Genomic DNA, 20,057 nt, shown 5'->3' on the forward strand with positions numbered 1-20,057 from the left:
CTCCGCCAAGCGAATCCCGTGCGGAAGCCAGGTCGGCCAGCGCCTTTTCCGCCGCGCCCAGAATGGCCCGTTCGCCGGCCAGATCGGCTTCCTCGCCCTCGCGCGGGTCCAGCCGGTCCAGTTCGGCGAGGGATTCGCTCAACTCCTCAAAGCGGGCGCGGGCGGTCTCTGCCTCGGCCCGCAGGGTCGCCAGCGCCGTCTCGGCCGCCTTCAAGCGGTCATGGGCCGAGGCCACGGCGCCGCGCTCGGCCGCCAGCCCGCCATAGGCGTCCCGCATGCCCCGGTGGGTTCTGGGGTCCAGCAGGCCGACGGTCTCGTGCTGGCCGTGCACCTCCACCAGAAGGGCGCCGATCTCGCGCAGGGCGGTGACGCCCGCCGGCTGGTCGTTGATCCACGCCCGGCTGCGGCCGTCCGCCGTCAGGGCGCGGCGCAGGATCAGGTCCTCGCCGGGCGCCGCCTCGAAGCCGCGCTCGCTGAGCATGTGGAGAAAGGACGGATCGTCCGGGGCGCTGAACACCGCCGTGGCCACGGCCTGCTTCGCGCCGCTGCGCACCAGCCCGGCGTCGCCGCGCCCGCCCAGCGCCAGACCCAGCGCATCGAGAATGATGGACTTGCCCGCCCCGGTCTCGCCGGTCAGCACGGTCAGGCCGTCCCTGATCTCCAGGTCCAGCGCCTCGACCAGCACCACGTCGCGAATCGACAGGCTTGAGAGCATGACACTCCGTCCGGCGCCCTCAGGCGGCCATCAGTGGAACGGGACGCGAACGTCCCCTCCCCCGACTAGCAGATTCGCGGGGCCGCGACCGTGATCAACCCGGAATGAGACGACGCAGCCAGCCTTCGCGCTCGCCCTCGGGCTCGACGCCCGGGCGCTGGCCGTCGTTGGTCAGCAGGACATAGGCGTCCTGATACCAGCGGCTGCCCGGGTAGTTGTGGCCGAGCACCGCGCCGTTGCGGTTGGCTTCCTCGTCCAGGCCGAGGGTCAGATACACCTCGACCAGCCGATAGAGCGCCTCCGGTGTGTGGGAAGTGCGCTGGAAGTCCGGATTGTCGATGATCGTGCGGTAACGATTGATGGCGGCCAGAGGCTGCTCCTGGCGCTGGTACCAGCGGCCGATGGTCATTTCCTTGCCGGCCAGCTGATCGTTGACCATGTCGATCTTGATCAGGGCGTCGGCGGCATAGGGCGTGTCGGGATAGCGGCGCGTCACGTCGCGCAGCGCCAGAAGCGCCTGGCCGGTGGCGGCCTGGTCGCGGCCCACGTCCACGATCTGTTCGAAATAGCACACGGCCTTCATGTAGAAGGCGTAGGAGGCCGACGGGCTGCCGGGATAGAGCTGGATGAAGCGGTCCGCCCCGGCGATGGCGTCCTGATACCGCCCTTGACGGTAATAGGCGTACATCTGCATCAGGATCGCGCGGCGCGACCATTCCGAATAGGGGTGCTGGCGCTCCACTTCCTGGAAGTAGGCCACCGCGTCCAGCCAGCGTTCCCGCTGCAGCCGCTGATAGCCGGAGTTGTAAAGCAGATCGACCGGCCGCTCTTCATAGGCCAGCTGCGGCCGCTGGTTGCGCCCGGCGCAGGCGGTCAGGGCCGTGGTCGCGACCAGCACGACCGCCAGGGCGCCGATACGGGTCGACAAACCGGAACGCGATTTCCTGAGAAGCAAAGTCCGACCTCACGTGGCTGCGTCCGCCCCGGGGCGGCCGCTAAAAAGACAGTCCGGCGCTTCTACACCAGCGATTTGTTCGCGCCAATGCGGCTCGGCGTGGGTTGCTACACGCGCGCCGACTGCTAGAAGGCGCCTCAAGTAATCGTGCCGATGACGGCGAAAGGATGACAGCCCATGAAGCTGCTGGCGGGAAACTCCAACCGCACCCTCGCCCAGGCCATCGCCGACCATCTGGATGGGCCCCTCACGCGGGCCCAGGTCAAGCGGTTCGCCGACAACGAGGTTTTCGCCGTCATCGACGAAAACGTCCGCGGCGAGGACGTCTTCATCATCCAGTCGACCAGCTATCCGGCCAACGACAACCTGATGGAGCTGCTGATCATCACCGATGCCCTGGTGCGGGCCTCGGCGCGGCGCATCACGGCGGTCATGCCCTATTTCGGCTACGCCCGGCAGGATCGGAAGACCGGCGGGCGCACCCCCATCTCGGCCAAGCTGGTGGCCAATCTGATCACCCGGGCCGGGGCCAACCGCGTCCTGACCATGGACCTGCACGCAGGGCAGATTCAGGGGTTCTTCGACATTCCGACCGACAACCTGCTGGCCACGCCGGTCCTGGCCCAGGACATCCGGACGCACTACGAAAAGACCTCTGACCTGATGATCGTGTCGCCGGACGTGGGCGGGGTGGTGCGGGCGCGCTCGCTGGCCAAGCGGCTGGATGCGGACCTGGCCATCGTCGACAAGCGCCGGCCCAAGGCGGGCGAAAGCGAGGTCATGAATATCATCGGCGACGTCGAAGGCCGCCGCTGCATCCTGTTCGACGACATCGTCGATTCGGGCGGGACGCTGGTGAACGCGGCGGAGGCGCTGCTGGAAAAGGGCGCGGTGGAGGTTTCGGCCTATATCAGCCACGGCGTTCTGTCGGGCCCCGCCGTCACGCGCGTGGAGGCTTCGTCCCTGAAGGAGCTGGTCATCACCAACTCCATCGAACAGCCGCTCGAGGTGAACAACTGCAGCCGCATCCGCCAGGTCAGCGTGGCGCCCCTGATCGGCGAGGCCATCCGCCGCATCGCCAACGAGGAGTCGGTTTCAAAGCTGTTCGATTAACGATCGAAAAACCAAATCAGGGGCGGTATAAGGACTTTGGTATCGGACGCCGGATTTTGGGGGGCGTTTCGCGTCCAGTCGTAGGGATCGCTTGATGCAACAGGCTCTTGTTCGTCGTGGGCTCGGCATGGCCGCCGCCTTGTCCGCCCTTGTTCTGGCCAGTTGCGAGACGCCGGAGCCGCCGCCCCCGCCGCCGCCGCCGCCTCCGCCGCCGCCCGCCCTGGCGTTGAACAGCGGGATTTCCGAAGCTGCGGCGATCTATGTGGCCTTCATGCGCGAGGCGCGCACCATCGATCCCGCCATCACCGACGCCGCCACGATCGAATTGATCATGACCCGCGGCGCGGCCTATGAATCCAACCAGCTTTCGCGCGGCATGATCGCCTACGGTGCTATTCTGGCCCTGCAGTCGACCCCCTTCGTGGAGGGCGTGCGCGCCTTTGCGGCCGACCCGGAGCAGCGCACCCAGCTGATCAACAATATTGTGGCCAACCCGGCCTATGCGGCCCAGTTGCCGGGCGCCGCTGACGCCGCGGGCCTGATCGTGTCGACGCTGCGCGCCGATTCGGAAGCGCTGGCCGCCATCGCCCATGTGGTGGCCGAGGACGCCTACACCATCCAGGAACGCAACGACCCCCGCCGCCGCTGGGCGCAGCAGGCCGTGCCGGACCGGGATTCGCGGCTGGAGACGATCCGTCGCCTGTCCGAGGCCCAGATGCTGCCGAACGCCGAGGACGCCGCGCGCCTGTTCGCCGCCGCCCATGACGGAAACAGTCTGGCGGTCAGCGCCGACGACCTGCAGCCGCCCTACACCCCCGCCGTGGCCAATTCCCTGGCCATCGCCGCCCTCGCCGCCCTCGGCGCAGGCGGTGAGGACTGGCGTCCCAACACCGAGGCCCTGACGCTGGAGCGCAACAGCCAGTTCTGCCTCAGCATGTCCAAGCTGAACCTGTACCAGTGCATCGCCGCCGCGCGTCCGCACTACGAGCACATGTTCTGCGCCGGACGCCATGTGATGGGCGACCTCGCCGTGTGCACGGCCGAGGCCGTCACGCCGGAGCCGCTGGTTCTTCCCACCGCCCTGGTCCAGTCCACACCCGTTGCAGCCGACGCTGCGGCGACCTCCACACAGGCGATCGAGAACGGAACCGTCTCTCCGAACTGATCGCCGGGCGGCGGGCCCGTCGCCTTTCCGCGCGGCCATGGTTGCGCTTCGGAAACGAAGCGTGTAATGACCCGCGCTCTTGAATTCGAGGGTTTCGACCCCCGCCGCGCGGGCCGTTTTGCGCGGCGGTTTTGTTATTGAGGCGAGCCTGATGGCTGAGATCATTCTGAACGTGGACGTCCGCAAGGACGTTGGAACCGGCAGCGCCCGCTCTGCGCGCCGTGAAGGCTTCGTGCCTGGCGTCCTGTATGGCGGCGGCGAAAAGCCGGTCGCCATCTCGGTGAACGAGAAGGACTTCCGCAAGTCCCTCTACACCGGCAAGCTGCTGGGCCACCTGGTGACCCTAAAGTACGGCGAAGAGACCCAGCCGGTCATCGCCAAGGACATCCAGTTCGACCCGGTGTCGGACCGTCCGATGCACTTCGACCTGATGCGCGTTGACGCCAAGGGCGACGTGAAGATCTCCATCCCGGTTCACTTCAAGAACCAGGACGAGTGCGCCGCCTTCCGTCAGGGCGGTTCGCTGGAGATCGTTCGTCACGACGTGGAAATCATCGTCCGCGCCGACCGCATCCCCGAGGAACTGGTGGTTGATCTGGCGGGCCGTGCGCTGGGCGACGCCATCCGCATGTCGGACATCACCCTGCCCGAGGGCGCGCACGCCACCATCACCGACCGCGACTTCATGATCGCCTCGATCAAGGTCTCCTCGGCCGCCCAGTCGGAAGCCGCCGACGAAGCCGCTGACGCCGCCGCCGAGGAAGAAGCCGCCGCTCCGGAGGCCGAAGCCGAAGCCGAAACGGAAGAGAAGTCGGAAGACTGATCCCGCTTTCCGGGTTGGAAGCTTGAGACGGCCCCTTCCGGAAACGGAGGGGGCCGTTTCCTTATCTGGGCTAGATTGACGCCATGCTGATTCTCGCCGGCCTGGGCAATCCGGGCGACAAGTACCGCAACAACCGCCACAACATCGGCTTCATGGCTGCCGACGCCATCGCGCGCCGCTGGCGGTTCGGGCCGGAGCGGGCCAAGTTCCAGTCGGTGGTGTCCGAGGGCGTGATCGAGACGCCACAGGGCGAGGTGCGCGTCCTGCTCATGAAGCCCCAGACCTACATGAACGAAAGCGGCCGCGCCGTGGGCGAGGCGGCGCGGTTCTACAAGGTCGCGCCCGCAGACGTCATCGTCTTCCACGACGAGATCGACCTGGCCCCCGGCCGCTTCCGCATGAAGACCGGCGGCGGGGCGGCGGGCCAGAACGGGGTGCGCTCGATGATCAGCCACCTGGGCCCGGACTTCCGCCGCGCGCGGCTCGGCATCGGCCATCCCGGCGAGAAGCATCTGGTGATGCCCCACGTGCTGGGGGACTTTCACAAGGCCGAGCAGCCGTGGCTTGAGGCCCTGCTGAACGCCGTGGCCGACGCCCTGCCCTTCGCCGCCGCGGGCGACGACGAGCGCTATCAGGGCGAGGTCCTGCGTCTGGCCCCCGCGCCCAAATTCAGTCCTCGACAGGCGGCGCGCGAGGACTAGACCGAAATCGGTTCAGTTGGGCGCAGTCCAACCGGGCTCAGATTTCGGTCCAGCATAATGCGAGAGCCTGATTCACGGCATCGGCGGAATCGCGAAGCGATCCCACCTCAACCGATCAGGCTCTAGCGCTTGTTCAGCGCCACCATGAAGACCTCGGACGAATCCTTGCGGCTCGCCTCGGGCTTGATGAATTTCACCGTCTCGAACTCGGCCCGCAGCCGGTTCTTCAGATCACCCAGATCCGCGCCCTGGAACGCCTTGGTCACGAAGGCGCCGCCGGGCTTCAGATAGGTGATGGCGAAATCCGCCGCCGCCTCGATCAGCAGCACGATCTTCATGTGGTCGGTCTTGCGATGCCCGACGGTGTTGTGGGCCATGTCGGACAGGACCAGGTCCGGCGGACCGCCCAGCAGCTCCAGCAGCCGCTCGCCCACGCCGGGGTCGGTGAAGTCCCCCTCAATCAGCTCCGCACCGTTGATGGGCTCGATGGGCAGCAGGTCCACCCCGGCCACGGCCAGAGCGCCGCGCTTCAGCGCCACCTGCACCCAGCCGCCGGGCGCCGCGCCCAGGTCGATCACCCGCGAGCCGTCCCGGATCACATGCAAGCGGTCGTCGATCTCGGTCAGCTTGAAAGCCGCGCGGCTGCGCCAGCCCTCGGCCCGGGCTTTTTCAGAAAATTTGTCCGCCAGCTGGCGCTTGATCCATTCCTGACTGGACAGCGACTTCTTGTCCGCCGTGCGGATCTTCTGGCCCATGCCGCGTCCGGCGGCGGCGCCGCCGGTGGGCAGGCGCACCATGCGGCGGCGTTCGGGCGGTTTTTCATCCTGACTCATGAACGCTCCATAGCCCTCACGCGCTTCAACCGCTATGACCCCCGCGACTTTAGACACGGAGAGCCAAAATGGCCGACACCCTGACCTTCACCCTCGACACCGGCGCCGGAACGGGAGACGTGGTGATCAAGCTGCGTTCCGACCTGGCCCCCGGCCACGTGGAGCGCATCACCGAGCTGGCCGCCGAGGGCTTCTATGACGGCGTGGTGTTCCACCGCGTGATCGCCGGCTTCATGGCCCAGGGCGGCGATCCCACGGGCACCGGCACCTCGGGCTCGTCCAGGCCGAACCTGAAGGCCGAGTTCAGCAAGGAGCCGCACGTGCGCGGCGTTTGCTCCATGGCCCGCACGGCGAACCCGGACAGCGCCAACAGCCAGTTCTTCATCTGCCTCGACGACGCCACCTTCCTGGACGGCCAGTACACCGTCTGGGGCGAGGTGACCGAGGGCATGGACCACGTCGACGCCCTGCCCAAGGGCGAGCCGCCCCGCGCGCCCGGCAAGATCGTCAAGGCGACCGTCGCCTAGGGACTGATCGTTTCGCGGTGGAATCGCCAGGCGATCCCACCGCGTGGTGACTCAATCCCCCATCCACCAGCGGAACTGCTGGCCCTCGAACGTCCGCTCGCCGACGGTGAGGGTCCCGGTCAGCGCGGACCCCTCGCTGGCCCCCAGATTACGGCGAGCCAGGCTCAGTTCGTCCCCGTTCAGTGCGGCGTCCAGGGTGACGATTCCAACCCCCGGCGACCGCCCCCGGAACCGCACCCGCGTGTCGGTGATCTCATAGGCTTCCGGCAGCACCCGCGCGGTGACCGTGTGGTACTCGCGGCCCAGCTCGTTGACGCCGATGGGGCTGGCCGTGTTGTCGAATTCGATCATGATCGGGCCATAGACGTCGCCTTGCTCGCCGCCCTCCCAGGCGCGCATGTCGTCCTGCGTGAGCACGCTGATGCTGGTCAGTCGCCAGGTCCCGACCTGGACCGGCGTTGCGGGCATATAGTAGCCCGACACGTCCTGAGCGAGGTCGTGACGGAACCCGCTCAGGTCAGTCGTATCGGCGGTCCCAGACTCAACCGGCTCCGCATCAACCGGCGGCCCGGCGGCCTGCCGCTCACAGGCCGCGACGGCCAGCGCCGCAGCGCCCACGATGATCCATCTGCGCATGACATCCCCCTTGATTGACGCGCGACGAGGGTGGCGCCGAACGCCCCCGGCGTCTACCGCGCCAGACCCTGATCCAGAGCCCGGAAACCCTGAACGATCAGCTCGGTCGCCGCGATGAAGCGCGTCGGCTCGATCCGCTCATAGTCGTCCGTCGGCTCGTGATAGTCGGGGTGATAGTCCACACCGAAATAGACGAACGGGATATTTTGCCGGTGAAAGACGGCGTGGTCGGAGCTGTTGACCCAGTTGTCGGCGCCCGTGTCGGCCGGTGTGTCCTTGCCCATCACCAGCCGCACGCTGCCGACTGGCTGGATGGGCTCAAGCATCGGCCGCAGCTGCGGATACTGCCAGGTCCCCGTGGCCCACAGGTAGCCGTCGTCCACCCGCGCGGTCATGTCCAGATTGACATTCAGGGCGATGGACTCGAGCGGCACCGGCGGGCGCTGGACGAACTGGTCGGCGCCGATCAGGCCCCGCTCCTCCCCGTCCAGGGCCACGAACAGCACCGAATGCGCCGGGGCCTCGGCCTTCAGCCGCGCGGCCAGCTCCAGCATGGAGGCCACGCCCGAGGCGTTGTCGTCCGCCCCGTTGTAGAGCCGCCCTTCATAGGTCCCCATGTGGTCATAGTGGGCGGTCACAACGATGTAGCGGTCCGGGCGCGCGGTCCCGCGGATCAGGCCGACCACATTGACTCCGTCATAGCTGACCGCGCCGATGCGGCTGCGGTTCGGCGCGCTCCAGGGCTGCAGCCGCCCGGTCAGGGGCGCCTCGACGCCCAGGGCTTCCAGCCGCGCGACGATATAGTCCCGCGCCCGCTGGCCGCCCGGCGAGCCCGTGTCGCGCCCCTCCATGTCGTCGTGGGACAGGATACGCAGATCCTCCAGCAGTTGCCGCGACGCTGCAGGGATGGCGGGCGCCGCCGCTGCCGGCTCGGAGGCGACCGGCGCCGGGCCCGTTTCACAGGCAGCCAGGACCAGGGCGGCGACAGCGGCTGAAAGAACGGTGAGGCGCATCGGGAACTCCGTGAGGTTTCCATCCGCTCTAGCGGTTCGCGGACGCGTCGTCAGCTAAACGAACTGTCATTGACCCCGGCCGATGACGCAGCCCCGCACGGGCTCTAGATTGCAGCCCAACCAGCGGACGAATCCCCGATGCCTGAGACCCCTGTCGAAAACCTGACCGAAGCCGAGGCAGCGGAGGAGCTGCAACGCCTGGCCGAGGCCCTCGCGCACCACGACCTGCTGTATCATGGGCAGGACGCGCCCGAGATCAGCGATGCGGACTATGACGCCCTCAAGGGGCGCAACGCCGCCCTCGAGGCGCGCTTTCCCCATCTGCTCAGCGCCGATTCGCCGTCCCTGCGCGTCGGCGCGACGGCCTCGACCCAATTCGCCCCGGTGCGCCACGGCGTGCCCATGCTGTCGCTGGACAACGCCTTCGACGAGGGCGAGGTGCGCGACTTCGCGGCCCGGGTGGCGCGTTTTCTGAAGCTGCCCGCCGACGAGACGGTCGCCTTTGTGGCTGAGCCCAAGATCGACGGCCTGTCCGCCAGCCTTTTGTATGTGGATGGCGTGCTGACCACCGGCGCCACCCGCGGCGACGGCAGGACCGGCGAGGACGTCACCGCCAATCTGCGCACCATCGGTGAAATCCCGCACCGTCTGGACGGCGCCGGCTGGCCCGGCCGCATCGAGATCAGGGGCGAGGTCTATGCCCCCACAGACGCCTTTGACGCCTTCAACGCCGCCGCCGAGGCCGACGGAAAACGCACCTACGCCAATCCCCGCAATTTCGCCGCCGGCTCCCTGCGCCAGAAGGATCCGACCATAACGGCGCAAAGGCCGCTGCACTTCTTCGCCTATGCCTGGGGGGAGGCCTCCGCCGACTTCGCCGAGACCCAGTGGGACGCGTTGCAGAAGCTCAAGGCCTGGGGCTTCCGCGTGAACGACCGCTCGACGCGTGTGGAAGGCGCGGATGCGCTGATGGCGCTGTACCGGGGCCTGGAGGCCGACCGGGCGACGCTGGGCTATGACATCGACGGCGTGGTCTACAAGGTCGACCGGCTGGACTGGCAGAAGCGCCTCGGCTTCGTCGCCCGCAGCCCGCGCTGGGCCGTCGCCCACAAATTCCCCGCCCAGCAGGCCACCACGGTGCTGGAGGCCATCGACATCCAGGTGGGCCGCACCGGCTCGCTCACCCCCGTGGCCCGCCTCCACCCCGTCACCGTCGGCGGCGTGGTGGTGCGCAACGCCACCCTGCACAACGAAGACGAGATCGCCCGACTGGATGTGCGGATCGGCGATACGGTGATCCTGCAGCGGGCCGGCGACGTGATCCCGCAGATCCTCGGGGTGGTACCGGAAAAGCGGCCTGGCGAGGCGAAACCCTTCGATTTTCCCGACCACTGCCCCGTCTGCGGCTCCGAGGCTGTGCGCGAGGGCGACGAGGTCAAGCGGCGCTGCACCGGGGGGCTGGTGTGCAAGGCGCAGATCATCGAGCGCCTGAAGCATTTTGTCGGCCGTCGCGCCTTTGACATTGAAGGTCTGGGGGAAAAACAGCTGACAGCCTTCCACGGGCGCGGCTGGATCAACGAGCCGGCCGACATCTTCCGCCTCGCCCGCGACACGGAAAAGCTGGACGTGCTGCGCGCGGAAGACGGCTATGGCGAAACCAGCGTGGCCAATCTGGTCGCCGGCATCGAGGCCCGCCGCATCATCGCCCTCGACCGCTTCCTGTTCGGTCTGGGCATCCGCGACATCGGTGAACAGACCTCGCTGGTTCTGGCTCGCGCCTGGGAAACCTGGGACGCGCTCAAGGCCGCCTGTCTACAGGCCGCCAAGGGCGTGCCCAGCGAGGCCTGGACCCGCCTGTCCGAGACCCACGCCGTATCGCCCCGGGTGCTGGCGCTGATGGCCGGGGCGCGGCCGCCGGCCGAGGATCCATGGCCCGACGCGCCGCTGGACCAGAAGATCGCCCTCGCCTTTCCCGGCATGGCGACGCCGGCCCGGCGCGGCCTCGCTGAACTGGCCGGCGACTGGCCCGCCATTGTGGAATGGGCGCGCGTCGCCCGTGAGCAAGGCCCGTCCGAAATTCTCAACCAGATCGCCGGGGTCTCGGGCGTCGGTCCTGTGGCCGCCCGGGAACTGGCGCGCTTCTTCCACGAGCCGCACAATCTGGATGTGGTCGCGGCGCTGGAGGCCGAGCTGACCCGGATCGAGCCGGTCGAGCGTCCGGTCCAGGATTCGCCCGTCTCGGGGAAGACTGTCGTCTTCACGGGCGCCCTGGAGCGCTTCACGCGCGACGAGGCCAAGGCGCGGGCCGAAAGCCTCGGCGCCAAGGTGTCCGGTTCGGTGTCGAAGAAGACCGACTATCTGGTCGCCGGGCCGGGCGCCGGCTCGAAGCTCAAGGACGCCGAAAAGCATGGCGTCCGCGTATTGACCGAAGATGAGTGGCTGGCGCTCATTTCATGAGCGCGAGTGATCGCCGGCCAGGCGCCGTCGCCTGGCCGAACGATCTGACAACGGACGGCCCACCCGCGCCGTTGCGCGGCGCGGGTGGGTTCCGGCCGGATCGCGGCTTAACCCGCGACGGCGTCCTTGAGGGCCTTGGCGGCCTGGAAGGTCACCTTCTTGGTGGCGGCGATCTGGATGGTCTCGCCGGTCGAAGGGTTCCGGCCCTGACGCGCGGGACGGTCCTGGACCTTGAACTTGCCAAAGCCGGGCAGGTTGACCTCTTCACCCTTGGCGGCTGCCGCGGTGATTTTGGCCAGAACGCCATCAACGATGGCTTTGGCCTGAGCCTTGGTCAGGCTGTGGTCGCCGGCCACGTGATCGATCAGGTCGCTGGTATTCATGGGTCGTCCCTCGTTGAATGGTGGACGATGGTCTAGAGGGATTCAGGCCCAACAGGCAATGATATCCCGCAATTGCCGGGCCGGCGCTCCGGTTTCCGGGACCATCAGAAGCCGTCCCGGACCCCGAAGCGCTCATGCCGCAGCCTCAAACCTGCGCCGGACGACGACCTTGCTTCGGCCGATGCTACAGACTGAACAGCTTGCTGAAGCGCACGCCGATCACGCGGGGCGGCAGCACATTGGTGAAATGGCTGCGCGCATAGACGGGATCGCCGTTCATATCCTGCAGAATCTGGTTGGACAGCGACGTTCCCCGCACGCCGGTTTCGGCGTACTCGTCCCAGACATTGTCGATGTAACCGGTGAGCGACCAGTCTCCGCCCGGGTTACTCAGGCGCACCGACAGATTGTGGATCTGGAACGACGGCAGGGTCAGCCCGCCGCCACGCCCGCCCATGCGGCTTTCCACGTCGCCCGAGGCTGTAAGCCCGTAAGCGAAATCCAGCTCAAATCCGTTCGAAAGCGGGTAGTTGTAGTTGCCGTACAGGCTGAACTGGTACTCGGGCGATCCGGGCATGCGGTCCCCGTCCTCGCCATCCTCATAGGTGACGCCGAAACCGGGAGGGTCGAGGACGGCGACCAGATTGACCGTGCGGGCGGTCAGTCGGGCCCGCGTATAGGACAGGCTGCCACGCAGGGTGAGGGCTTCAGTGACGGCGGCGTCGAAACTGACCTCGAAGCCCCGGCTTTCCGCGCCGCCCGCGTTCTTGGTGATCGGCTGCAGCCCGTAGACCGTGGCGGCCGTGACCTGGGGATCCTCCCAGTCGATGTAGAACACGGCGCCATTCAAGGTCAGCCGGCGGTTGAACCACTGGCTCTTTACCCCGAATTCGTAGTTGCGGGTCTGCTCGGAGTTGTAGAGGCGCTCGTTGGGCAGCGCGCAGACGATCTGGGTGGGCGAACTGCCGTCCGGCTCAAGCCCCTCCGGACATGCGGCCGCCCCGTTGGCGCCGCCGATGCGATAGCCGTCGCTGATGGTGGCGTAGATCAGAACGTCATCGGTGAGTTCATAGGACGTGTTGAGCTTGTAGAGCCAGCCGTCTTCCTCTTCATGAGCGTCCTGGAAATCGAGCACGATCTCATCCGGATCCCGTCCATAGTACATCGTGTAAAGCAGCGGCAGATCGGTGGCGCTGCTGTCGTCGATCTCGTAGGTGTAGCGACGGGCGCCGGCCGTCACTTGCCACCGGTCCGAAATCTGCCAGCTGACCTCGCCGAACAGGGCGGTTTCGACAAACTCGCCGAAGCCCACGGACAGATACTCCAGATTGTCCGGGCGGCCCTGGGCGGCCCCCCACTCGGGAACGGCGAAGTCCTCGGCGAACCGCGGCGTGTACTCGGCGGACGAGTTCCAGTAGTCCGTCTTGCTGTAGAAGCCGCCCAGGATCCAGCTCAGCGGGCCCGAATCCGGCTTTGACGTCAGGCGTAGTTCCTGGGTGAAGGTGTCGGTGTCTTCCAGTTCCCGGGTGTAGGCGGTGAAAGCCGGGAACGCCTCATAGCTGTATTCCAGGCTGATCAGCAGATCGGTCTGGTCCCGCTGGCCGTCCTCTTCAAAGGTCTGATAGCCCGTGGCGGACGTCAGGTCGGCGAAGCCGAGATCGAGCGTCGCCTCGAGCGCCAGCAGATCGGTGATACGCTCGTTCGGCTCCCGCACGCGCTGGATAGCCTCGTACTCGCCGACCTCCACCGGAAAGGTCGTGACCCGGCGCCCGCTGACCTGGCGACCGCCCACGTCCGAGAGCTGATAGTTGTAGGACAGGGTCGTATCGAGCCAGTCTGTGGGGGCCCAGCGCACGGCGACGCGCGCCGACAACACATCCTCGGTGTTCACGTCCTCCTCGCCATAGAGATTTTCCGCCACCGCCGTCGGGTCGCTGAAATCCGGATTGGGCAGGGAGACGCCGATTTCCCGGACCAGGAACGGCTGATCGATGAAGCCTTGATCATTCAACTGATCGACGCTGGCGCGAACCGCCAGGCGGGGAGTGATCGGGAGATTGGCGGTGAATCCGAAATCGGTGCTGACGCCGTCGCCCTCGGAATAGCTGTAGGCGTCGCCGCGCACGGTGATGAACCGGTCGGTGAAGTCCGGGGCGTTTGGAATGTAGCGGATGGCGCCGGCCAGAGTCCCCGCGCCGTAAAGAGTGCCCTGGGGTCCGGCCAGAAACTCGACGCGTTCGACGTCGTTCAGACGCAGGTCGATCGAGATGGGCACGTCGCCGAGGTAGGTGGCCACCGTGCCGCCCGCGCTCTGGGCCACGGACTCGCCGAGAGGCGTGGCGTTCAGCCCGCGGAAGATGATGCGTGACGCGTTGCGGGGGCCCTGGTCCACGACAAACAGGCCCGGCACGTAGCGGGAGATTTCAGCCAGATCGGCGATGCCCTGGGCCTCGATCTGCTGCTGCCCGATGGCGCTGATGTTGATCGGGGCGTCCTGGACTGTGGAGGCGCCGCGACGGGTGCCGGTGACGATGACTTCATCGACGCTGGTGGGGTCCTGGGCCCGGGCCTCCGGCGCGCCGGCCGCGATGGAGATCGCGCTGACTGATCCCAGCAGCACGAGACTGGCATTACGGCTGAAGATGTGTGGTGATCGGATCATGTGGATGCCCCCCGAGGTCCAGTTGCCGAGAGTGATGCTGCGCTGCATCACGCCTGAATGCTGCGTCGCACCATCTTGGCCGTCAATAGGAAATGAGGCATGGAGTTGCTTCAGGCGCGCCGCAGACGGACGACACGGCACTTTTACGTCACTGAATGTGGGATAATTGGAACACGATGTCAGCGACGACGGTTCGCACCGACCTCAGAACAGCCGGCGCCCTGATCGCGCAGCGCCGCTTTCAGGAGGCGCATGCCCTTTGTCTTGCTGCACTGCAGGAACGCCATCAGGACGCCGAAGCGTTCTTTCTTCTGGGCGTGATCGCGACGGAACATCGCAATCCACTGAAGGGGATCGAGCTGTTCGACCGGACCCTTGGTCTCACCCCGGGTCACGTCGCCGCCCAGGCCCAGAAGGCGCGCTGCCTGCTGATGCTCCACAGGCACGACGAGGCCCGGGCCGCGGCGGAAGCCGGCGCGGCGCTCATGCCGGCGGAGGCGCACACGCTGGACACCCTGGGGGTGGTCCTGACCCGCACAGGGGCATTCGCACCGGCGGCGGACCTGTTTCGTCTGGCGACCGGATTGCAGCCGCGCAACCCGTCCTATCTCTACAATCTCGGCGCGGCGCTCCAGTTTGTGGGCGACATGACCGGTGCGGGCGAGGCGTACGAGCGGGCCCTCGCGGTCGACCCTGAAAACTACAAGGCCCTGTCGTCGCTGATCGGGCTTTCCCGTCAGACCGAGGCGACCCAGCGCATAGCTGAACTGGAAGCCCGCTTCGACCCGCAGGATGCCGACCCCGCACGCCAGCTTCATATCGGGCACGCCCTGGCCAAGACGTGCGAGGATCTCGGTCGCTACGCTGAGGCGCTGGACTGGCTCCAGCGCGCCAAGACGGGGATGCGCCGACAGCGCGGCTACGCCCTTGAACAGGACCGGGCCCTTTTCGCCGCCGCCATGCGGACCGGGTCCCCCGAGGCGTCCGGGCGAGGCCCGGGCCACGACGACGGCACGCCGATCTTCATCGTCGGGCTGCCGCGAACCGGAACAACCCTGCTGGATCGGGTTCTTTCGAGTCATCCCGACGTCGTGTCGGCCGGAGAACTTTCGGACTTCTCCCTGATCCTCAAGCGCATGGCCGGTACGCCCTCGCCGCTTGTGCTGGACCCGGACACCCTGGACGCGGCGGCGGGCGTCGATCTCGCTGAGGTCGGCCGAAGGTACGTCGCGCGCACCCGCAAGGTGGCCGGGGAGTCCCCCCGCATCATCGACAAGATGCCGCTGAATGTCCTGAACGCGGGGCTGATCCTGCAGGCTCTGCCCAACGCCCGGATCATCTGCCTCCGGCGTGATCCCGTCGACAGCGCCCTGAGTAACTACCGGCAGTTGTTCGCCACCGACTTCCCGTACTATGGCTATTCCCTCGATCTGGCCGACGCTGGCCGATACTACGCCCTGTTCGACCGGCTCGTGGCGCATTGGCGGGACACGCTGCCCCCGGACCGGTTCACCGAGGTGGCCTATGAGGACCTGGTTCACGACCTCGAAGGCCAGACGCGGCGCCTGTCCGCCTTCTGCGGTCTGGATTTTGACCCGGCCTGCCTGACGTTCCATGAAAACGCCGCGCCGGTCTCTACGGCCAGCTCTGTCCAGGTGCGTTCGCCGCTTTACGCCACCTCCATCGGCCGCTGGCGACGCTATGGCGAAGGGCTGCGGCCCTTGCTGGACGCCCTGACGGCCGAAGGGATCGACGGGCCCCGCGGATTCGACGATGCCGACCCGCCGGAAAGCATCCCCTGAAGGTCCTCGGCGTCCGGAAAGCCATGGCCCAATTTCAAAGGGGCCGCCCGAGGGCGGCCCCTTCAAATTCGCCAAAAAACCAGAAGGTTAAATGGTCGGAGCGACAGGATTCGAACCTGCGACCCCTTGACCCCCAGTCAAGTGCGCTACCAGGCTGCGCCACGCTCCGAAGGCGCTCCCTATAGACGGGGGACCGCGCGCCCGCAAACCCTAATCGAGAAGAATTCCGTCAGCGCCCCAGCGCCTCGTCCAGACGGGCCCGCGCGGCCTCCAGATCGGCCAGAACGGCGCGCAGGCGAGCTGTGTCGCGCGCCGCCGCAGCGGGCGTTCCTGCGCCTTCCGGTTCGGCCGCAGGCGTGAACGCCGCCTCCGCGTCGCTGAAGCCTGCGACGGCCTTGAGGCCCTGATCCTTGTAGAGGCGCTGGACGCCCTTGATGGTCAGCCCCTGCTCATGCAGCAGGCGCCGGACGCCTTTCAGCACCGCGATGTCATTGGGGCGATAGAACCGGCGTCCGCCCGCGCGCTTGAGAGGGGCGACAAAGGCGAATTTCGTCTCCCAGAACCGCAGGACGTGCTGGGGAACCCCGATCTCTTCAGCCGCTTCCGATATGGTGCGGAAGGCGTTGGGGCCCTTGGTCATGGTCAATCGGCGGCTGCGCCGTCCACCTTGGTCTTCATGATCTGCGAGGCGCGGAAGCTGATGACCCGGCGCGGGGTGATGGTGGCCGGCTCGCCGGTCTTGGGGTTGCGGCCCATGCGGGCGCGCTTCTCGCGCACCTGAAACACGCCGAAGCCGGACAGCTTGACCGTCTCGCCCTGCTCCAGCGAGTCCACGATCAGATCCAGGGTCCGCTCGACCAGGTTGGAGCACTCCTGTCGCGACAGGCCGAGTTCCTCATGAACCGCCTCGCACAAATCCGCGCGCGTCACAGTTTCGGCCATCGGTCGCTCCCCTCCATCAGGCCCCGGGTGGTTCGCCATCTGACGACAATACGCGCCAGAGTCAAAGCGCAACCGCCTGTTTTACATCCTTAACGCCACCGCGCCCCACGTCAGCCCGCCGCCCATGGCTTCCATCAGCACCAGGTCGCCGGGCTTGATCCGGCCGTCCTTCACCGCCACGTCGAACGCCAGCGGAATCGAGGCGGCCGAGGTGTTGGCGTGGTCGGCGACGGTCAGGATGACCTTGTTCTCGTCGAGGCCCAGGCGGTCGCCCACGCCCTTGATGATGCGCTGGTTGGCCTGGTGGGGCACGAACCAGTCCACATCGGCGATCTGGATGTCAGCCGCCTTGCAGGCCGCCGTCACCGCCTCGGCGATGTTCACCACCGCATGGCGGAACACCTGGTTGCCCGCCATGCGCAGATGGCCGACCGTCCCCGTGGTGGCCGGTCCGCCGTCCACATACAGCAGGTCCGTCTTGTTGCCGTCGCAGCGCAGGGCGAAGCCCAGCACGCCGCGGTCGGCGGGCGTCCCCTGCCCTTCCACAGGCTCCAGCACCACGGCGCCCGCGCCGTCGCCGAACAGCACGCATGTGGACCGGTCGGTCCAGTCCATCAGGCGCGTCATCTCCTCGGCGCCGATGACCAGGGCGCAGCGGGCGAGGCCGCGCGCCACGAAGCCGTCCGCCACGCTGAGGGCATAGACGAAGCCAGAGCACACCGCCTGGATGTCGAAGGCGTTGCACACCGGCGCGCCCAGCTTGCGCTGGACGATGGAGGCGACCGACGGGAAGGTCATGTCCGGGGTCGTCGTGGCCACCACGATCAGGTCGATGTCCGCCACCGTGCGCCCCGCCGCCTCCAGCGCCCGCAGGGCGGCCTGGACGGCAAGGTCGCTGGTGGGCTGGTCGTCGGCGGCCTTGTGGCGCTTGCGGATGCCCGTGCGCTCGACGATCCATTCGTCGGTGGTGTCTACAAATTTGGACAGATCATCATTGGTGACGATGTTGTCGGGCAGATAGGAACCCACGCCGGTCACGGCGCTGCGCGTAACGCTCACGAAACAGTCTCCACCGGTTCTGGCGGGGCGCTGTGCAGCACCGCGTCCAGCCGTTTCAGATTGGCCCCCACCTTGGCCGTATAATCACTGCGCGCCAGGTCCACGGTCACGCGGATGGCGTTGCCGTAGCCCCTGGCGTCGGCGCCGCCGTGGCTCTTGACCACGATGCCGTTCAGACCCAGCAGCGGGCCCCCGTTGATGGCGCCGGGATCGATGCGGGCGCGCATCTGCCTCAGCGCCGGCAGGGCCAGCAGCGCGCCCGCCTTGGCCTGCAGGCTCGAGGTCAGGGCGTCCTTCATCAGGGTCGAGATGAAGCGTGCGGTGCCCTCGGCGGTCTTGAGGGCGATGTTGCCGGTGAAGCCGTCGGTGACGACCACGTCCACCGTGCCCTTGGCGATATCGTCGCCCTCGACGAAGCCGTGATAATTCAGGCCGAACGGATTGTCCCTCAGGATGGCGGCGGCCTCGCGCACCTCCTCATGGCCCTTCATGTCCTCGGACCCGACGTTCAGGATGCCGATGGAGGGATTTTTCGAGCCATGGACGGCGGCGTGGAACGCCTCGCCCATGATGGCGAACTCGACCAGCTGCTCGGCGTCGGAGGTGATGTTGGCGCCCACGTCCAGCACGGCGGTGATGCCGTTCAGGGTGGGCCAGCTGGCCACGATGGCCGGTCGCTCCAGACCCGTGGCCGACATGCGCAGCAACAGTTTGGAGATGGCCATGAGGGCGCCGGTGTTCCCGGCCGAAACCGCGCCGCCCGCCTCGCCGGTCTTCACCGTGTCGATGGCGTTCCACATGGACGAGCCCTTACCGCGGCGCATGGCCTGGGCAGGCTTCTCGTCCATGGCGATGACCTTGTCGGTGGCGCGGATCTCGCAGACGTCGCCGACGCCGGCCTTCTTCACCTCGGCGGCCAGGGCCTGCTCGTCGCCGTGCAGCAGGAACCGAACGTCCTCGCCGCCGTGTCGCTTCAGGTATTCGCGGACGCCGCCCACGGTCACGGGCGGTCCATGGTCGCCGCCCATGCCGTCAAGCGAGATGATCAATGATGACGCCAAGTTGGATGTCGCTCCGTGCGCGCGCCCTGCCCGGCGCCGCTTCCTGTTTCGAGGCGCGCCACGATAGCGGCCTCGTTCGATGATGGAAACCGCCTGACGTAACGTCAGGTGTCGCCGGAAGAGTCCGGCTGCCTGAACTGCTTCAGCACGGCGAAGGGCGATTCCTCGGCCGGCTGCTCGGGCGGCTCGAACACCGCCCCCGGCTTGCGGGGAAACGGATCCAGCGCCAGGGCGAGGTGCTCGACCGCATAGACGCCCAGATCGATCACGCCATCCTCGACCACGTCAGGGCCGTCGTCTTCGGGATCGACGTCCACTTCGAGGGGCGCGCGCGGGTCGAGTTCGACCATGTCGACAGCGAATGATTCGTCGATGTCGGCGGGCAGCGGCTCCAGCGTCAGGCCGCAACGCTGGATCGCATGGGCCGTGACCTGCCCCGACAGGGTCCAGCCTGTATCCGCAGGCTTGACGGTCAGACGCGCCTTGAAAACGGGAAGTTCAATCAGATCGAGTGTCCGGGCGATGCGCGCCCGCGCGACCTCATCCGGCTCCAGGTCGCGCGTGACGCCCGCCCCGATCTGGTTCAGGCGCAACGGCTCGCTGAAGGGTGGCGGCGGCAGGCTCATGCGGCGGCCTGCATCGGCTCGGCCCATGCCGGGGCCGCCAGGACGTTCTCGAAGGGCTGGTCCGCCAGGGACGCCCGCGTTCGCATGGCGTAGGCGGCCATGGCCCGCATCTCGGGCGTCGCCTCGTCCGCCTCGAGGATGTTGCGGCCCAGCGCCGTGGCGAGGGTGTCTTCGTCCCCGGCCAGGATCGCTTTCTCATAGGCGCTCATGCGGCCGTACATGGCCTCGCCCAGACGGCGCATCTTCTTGCCCACCGCCACATCGCCCACGCCCAGTTCGCGAAGGGTGTTGTCGAGGGCCGAAACATAGGTGTCGAACAGGTCCTGGGCCGTATCAGCGCCCTTCTGGCCTTCCTCCCTCAATCGCAGGAGCACCAGCAGCACGTGGAGGGTGTAAAGCTCGAACCGCGCGTCGATGCGGTCGGGCACGCCCATGTGCGTGTAGAACACCGGGCGGCGCGCCTGCGCGGCGCAGGCGGCGTACAGCTGTTCAGCTGCTTGCCTGGACGGCCTGGTTTTAAACAAATTCCGCAGCAACTGTTGGCCCCTTGTCCGGTCTCGGCGTTGAACTAATGCTCCGGGACC

The 20,057-nt window shown here is 67.3% G+C and carries 20 protein-coding genes, 1 tRNA gene and 1 pseudogene; 8 read left to right on the forward strand and 14 right to left on the reverse strand.

Features of this window, described 5'->3' with window-relative positions:
* Both ACK4SE_RS10135 and ACK4SE_RS10140 read right to left on the reverse strand, forming a co-directional pair.
* Positions 1 to 715: AAA family ATPase (locus tag ACK4SE_RS10135; RefSeq protein ID WP_409692012.1), on the reverse strand; the 715-nt coding region annotated here is incomplete at its 3' end.
* A gap of 94 nt (positions 716 to 809) precedes the next feature.
* Complete coding sequence (locus ACK4SE_RS10140; RefSeq protein ID WP_409692015.1) at positions 810 to 1,643, reverse strand: outer membrane protein assembly factor BamD; 834 nt, start codon at positions 1,641 to 1,643, stop codon at positions 810 to 812.
* A 204-nt stretch (positions 1,644 to 1,847) separates the two neighbouring features.
* On the opposite strand from ACK4SE_RS10140, the gene ACK4SE_RS10145 reads away from it, so the two are divergent.
* The 4 genes from ACK4SE_RS10145 (at position 1,848) to pth (ending at position 5,472) form a co-directional block, all read left to right on the forward strand.
* Complete coding sequence (locus tag ACK4SE_RS10145; RefSeq protein ID WP_409692017.1) at positions 1,848 to 2,783, forward strand: ribose-phosphate pyrophosphokinase; 936 nt, start codon at positions 1,848 to 1,850, stop codon at positions 2,781 to 2,783.
* Between the two features lie 94 nt (positions 2,784 to 2,877).
* Positions 2,878 to 3,948, forward strand: coding sequence for a hypothetical protein (locus ACK4SE_RS10150; RefSeq protein WP_409692020.1), 1,071 nt, complete (start codon positions 2,878 to 2,880; stop codon positions 3,946 to 3,948).
* 151 nt (positions 3,949 to 4,099) lie between these two features.
* Positions 4,100 to 4,771, forward strand: coding sequence for a 50S ribosomal protein L25/general stress protein Ctc (locus tag ACK4SE_RS10155; RefSeq protein ID WP_409692023.1), 672 nt, complete (start codon positions 4,100 to 4,102; stop codon positions 4,769 to 4,771).
* 83 nt (positions 4,772 to 4,854) lie between these two features.
* Positions 4,855 to 5,472: an aminoacyl-tRNA hydrolase gene (gene pth / locus ACK4SE_RS10160; RefSeq protein WP_409692026.1), complete on the forward strand. Its 618-nt coding sequence runs from the start codon at positions 4,855 to 4,857 to the stop codon at positions 5,470 to 5,472.
* Between the two features lie 122 nt (positions 5,473 to 5,594).
* Here pth and ACK4SE_RS10165 read toward each other — a convergent pair whose 3' ends face one another.
* Positions 5,595 to 6,305 (reverse strand): RlmE family RNA methyltransferase, encoded by a 711-nt coding sequence (locus ACK4SE_RS10165; protein ID WP_409692029.1) that lies wholly within the window; start codon positions 6,303 to 6,305, stop codon positions 5,595 to 5,597.
* A gap of 68 nt (positions 6,306 to 6,373) precedes the next feature.
* Here ACK4SE_RS10165 and ACK4SE_RS10170 point away from each other — a divergent pair, with 68 nt between their 5' ends.
* Positions 6,374 to 6,832 (forward strand): peptidylprolyl isomerase, encoded by a 459-nt coding sequence (locus ACK4SE_RS10170; protein ID WP_409692032.1) that lies wholly within the window; start codon positions 6,374 to 6,376, stop codon positions 6,830 to 6,832.
* A gap of 51 nt (positions 6,833 to 6,883) precedes the next feature.
* Here the strand turns inward: ACK4SE_RS10170 and ACK4SE_RS10175 are convergent, their stop codons facing one another.
* Both ACK4SE_RS10175 and ACK4SE_RS10180 read right to left on the reverse strand, forming a co-directional pair.
* Positions 6,884 to 7,468 (reverse strand): hypothetical protein, encoded by a 585-nt coding sequence (locus ACK4SE_RS10175; protein WP_409692035.1) that lies wholly within the window; start codon positions 7,466 to 7,468, stop codon positions 6,884 to 6,886.
* A 53-nt stretch (positions 7,469 to 7,521) separates the two neighbouring features.
* Entirely contained in the window at positions 7,522 to 8,481 is a 960-nt protein-coding gene (locus ACK4SE_RS10180; RefSeq protein ID WP_409692038.1) for a M28 family peptidase, read from the reverse strand.
* Positions 8,482 to 8,619: 138 nt separating this feature from the next.
* Between ACK4SE_RS10180 and ligA the strand changes: the two genes are divergently transcribed.
* Positions 8,620 to 10,938, forward strand: coding sequence for an NAD-dependent DNA ligase LigA (gene ligA, locus ACK4SE_RS10185; protein ID WP_409692041.1), 2,319 nt, complete (start codon positions 8,620 to 8,622; stop codon positions 10,936 to 10,938).
* Positions 10,939 to 11,045: 107 nt separating this feature from the next.
* Here ligA and ACK4SE_RS10190 read toward each other — a convergent pair whose 3' ends face one another.
* Entirely contained in the window at positions 11,046 to 11,321 is a 276-nt protein-coding gene (locus tag ACK4SE_RS10190) for an HU family DNA-binding protein (protein ID WP_409692043.1), read from the reverse strand.
* Between the two features lie 184 nt (positions 11,322 to 11,505).
* A complete protein-coding gene (locus tag ACK4SE_RS10195) occupies positions 11,506 to 14,031 on the reverse strand; it encodes a TonB-dependent receptor (RefSeq protein ID WP_409692045.1) in 2,526 nt (841 codons plus the stop codon).
* 128 nt (positions 14,032 to 14,159) lie between these two features.
* Here ACK4SE_RS10195 and ACK4SE_RS10200 point away from each other — a divergent pair.
* Together ACK4SE_RS10200 and ACK4SE_RS10205 are read left to right on the forward strand one after the other, a co-directional pair.
* A pseudogene (locus ACK4SE_RS10200) lies at positions 14,160 to 14,315 on the forward strand (hypothetical protein); the annotation flags it as partial.
* 99 nt (positions 14,316 to 14,414) lie between these two features.
* Positions 14,415 to 15,785 carry a sulfotransferase gene (locus ACK4SE_RS10205; protein WP_409692293.1) on the forward strand — a complete coding sequence of 457 codons (1,371 nt, stop codon included), beginning with the start codon at positions 14,415 to 14,417 and terminating at the stop codon, positions 15,783 to 15,785.
* 92 nt (positions 15,786 to 15,877) lie between these two features.
* On the opposite strand, the gene ACK4SE_RS10210 is transcribed toward ACK4SE_RS10205, so the two are convergent.
* The 7 genes from ACK4SE_RS10210 to ACK4SE_RS10240 all read right to left on the reverse strand — a co-directional run bounded on the left by ACK4SE_RS10210 (position 15,878) and on the right by ACK4SE_RS10240 (position 19,997).
* A tRNA-Pro gene (locus tag ACK4SE_RS10210) sits at positions 15,878 to 15,954 on the reverse strand.
* 60 nt (positions 15,955 to 16,014) lie between these two features.
* Positions 16,015 to 16,425 (reverse strand): MerR family transcriptional regulator, encoded by a 411-nt coding sequence (locus tag ACK4SE_RS10215; protein ID WP_409692048.1) that lies wholly within the window; start codon positions 16,423 to 16,425, stop codon positions 16,015 to 16,017.
* Between the two features lie 2 nt (positions 16,426 to 16,427).
* On the reverse strand, positions 16,428 to 16,727 hold the full coding sequence (locus tag ACK4SE_RS10220) for an integration host factor subunit alpha (RefSeq protein ID WP_409692050.1): 300 nt from the start codon (positions 16,725 to 16,727) through the stop codon (positions 16,428 to 16,430).
* An 81-nt stretch (positions 16,728 to 16,808) separates the two neighbouring features.
* Positions 16,809 to 17,786: a beta-ketoacyl-ACP synthase III gene (locus tag ACK4SE_RS10225; RefSeq protein ID WP_409692052.1), complete on the reverse strand. Its 978-nt coding sequence runs from the start codon at positions 17,784 to 17,786 to the stop codon at positions 16,809 to 16,811.
* Positions 17,783 to 18,847 (reverse strand): phosphate acyltransferase PlsX, encoded by a 1,065-nt coding sequence (gene plsX, locus ACK4SE_RS10230; protein WP_409692055.1) that lies wholly within the window; start codon positions 18,845 to 18,847, stop codon positions 17,783 to 17,785. Before plsX ends, ACK4SE_RS10225 begins: the two co-directional genes overlap by 4 nt.
* Before the next feature lie 104 nt (positions 18,848 to 18,951).
* Positions 18,952 to 19,500 (reverse strand): YceD family protein, encoded by a 549-nt coding sequence (locus tag ACK4SE_RS10235; protein ID WP_409692058.1) that lies wholly within the window; start codon positions 19,498 to 19,500, stop codon positions 18,952 to 18,954.
* Positions 19,470 to 19,997, reverse strand: a complete 528-nt coding sequence (locus tag ACK4SE_RS10240; protein WP_409692060.1) for a ubiquinol-cytochrome C chaperone family protein — start codon at positions 19,995 to 19,997, stop codon at positions 19,470 to 19,472. Before ACK4SE_RS10240 ends, ACK4SE_RS10235 begins: the two co-directional genes overlap by 31 nt.
* Positions 19,998 to 20,057 lie beyond the last annotated feature (60 nt).

Origin of the sequence: Brevundimonas sp. (assembly GCF_046293315.1) — a bacterium.
Classification (GTDB): domain Bacteria; phylum Pseudomonadota; class Alphaproteobacteria; order Caulobacterales; family Caulobacteraceae; genus Brevundimonas.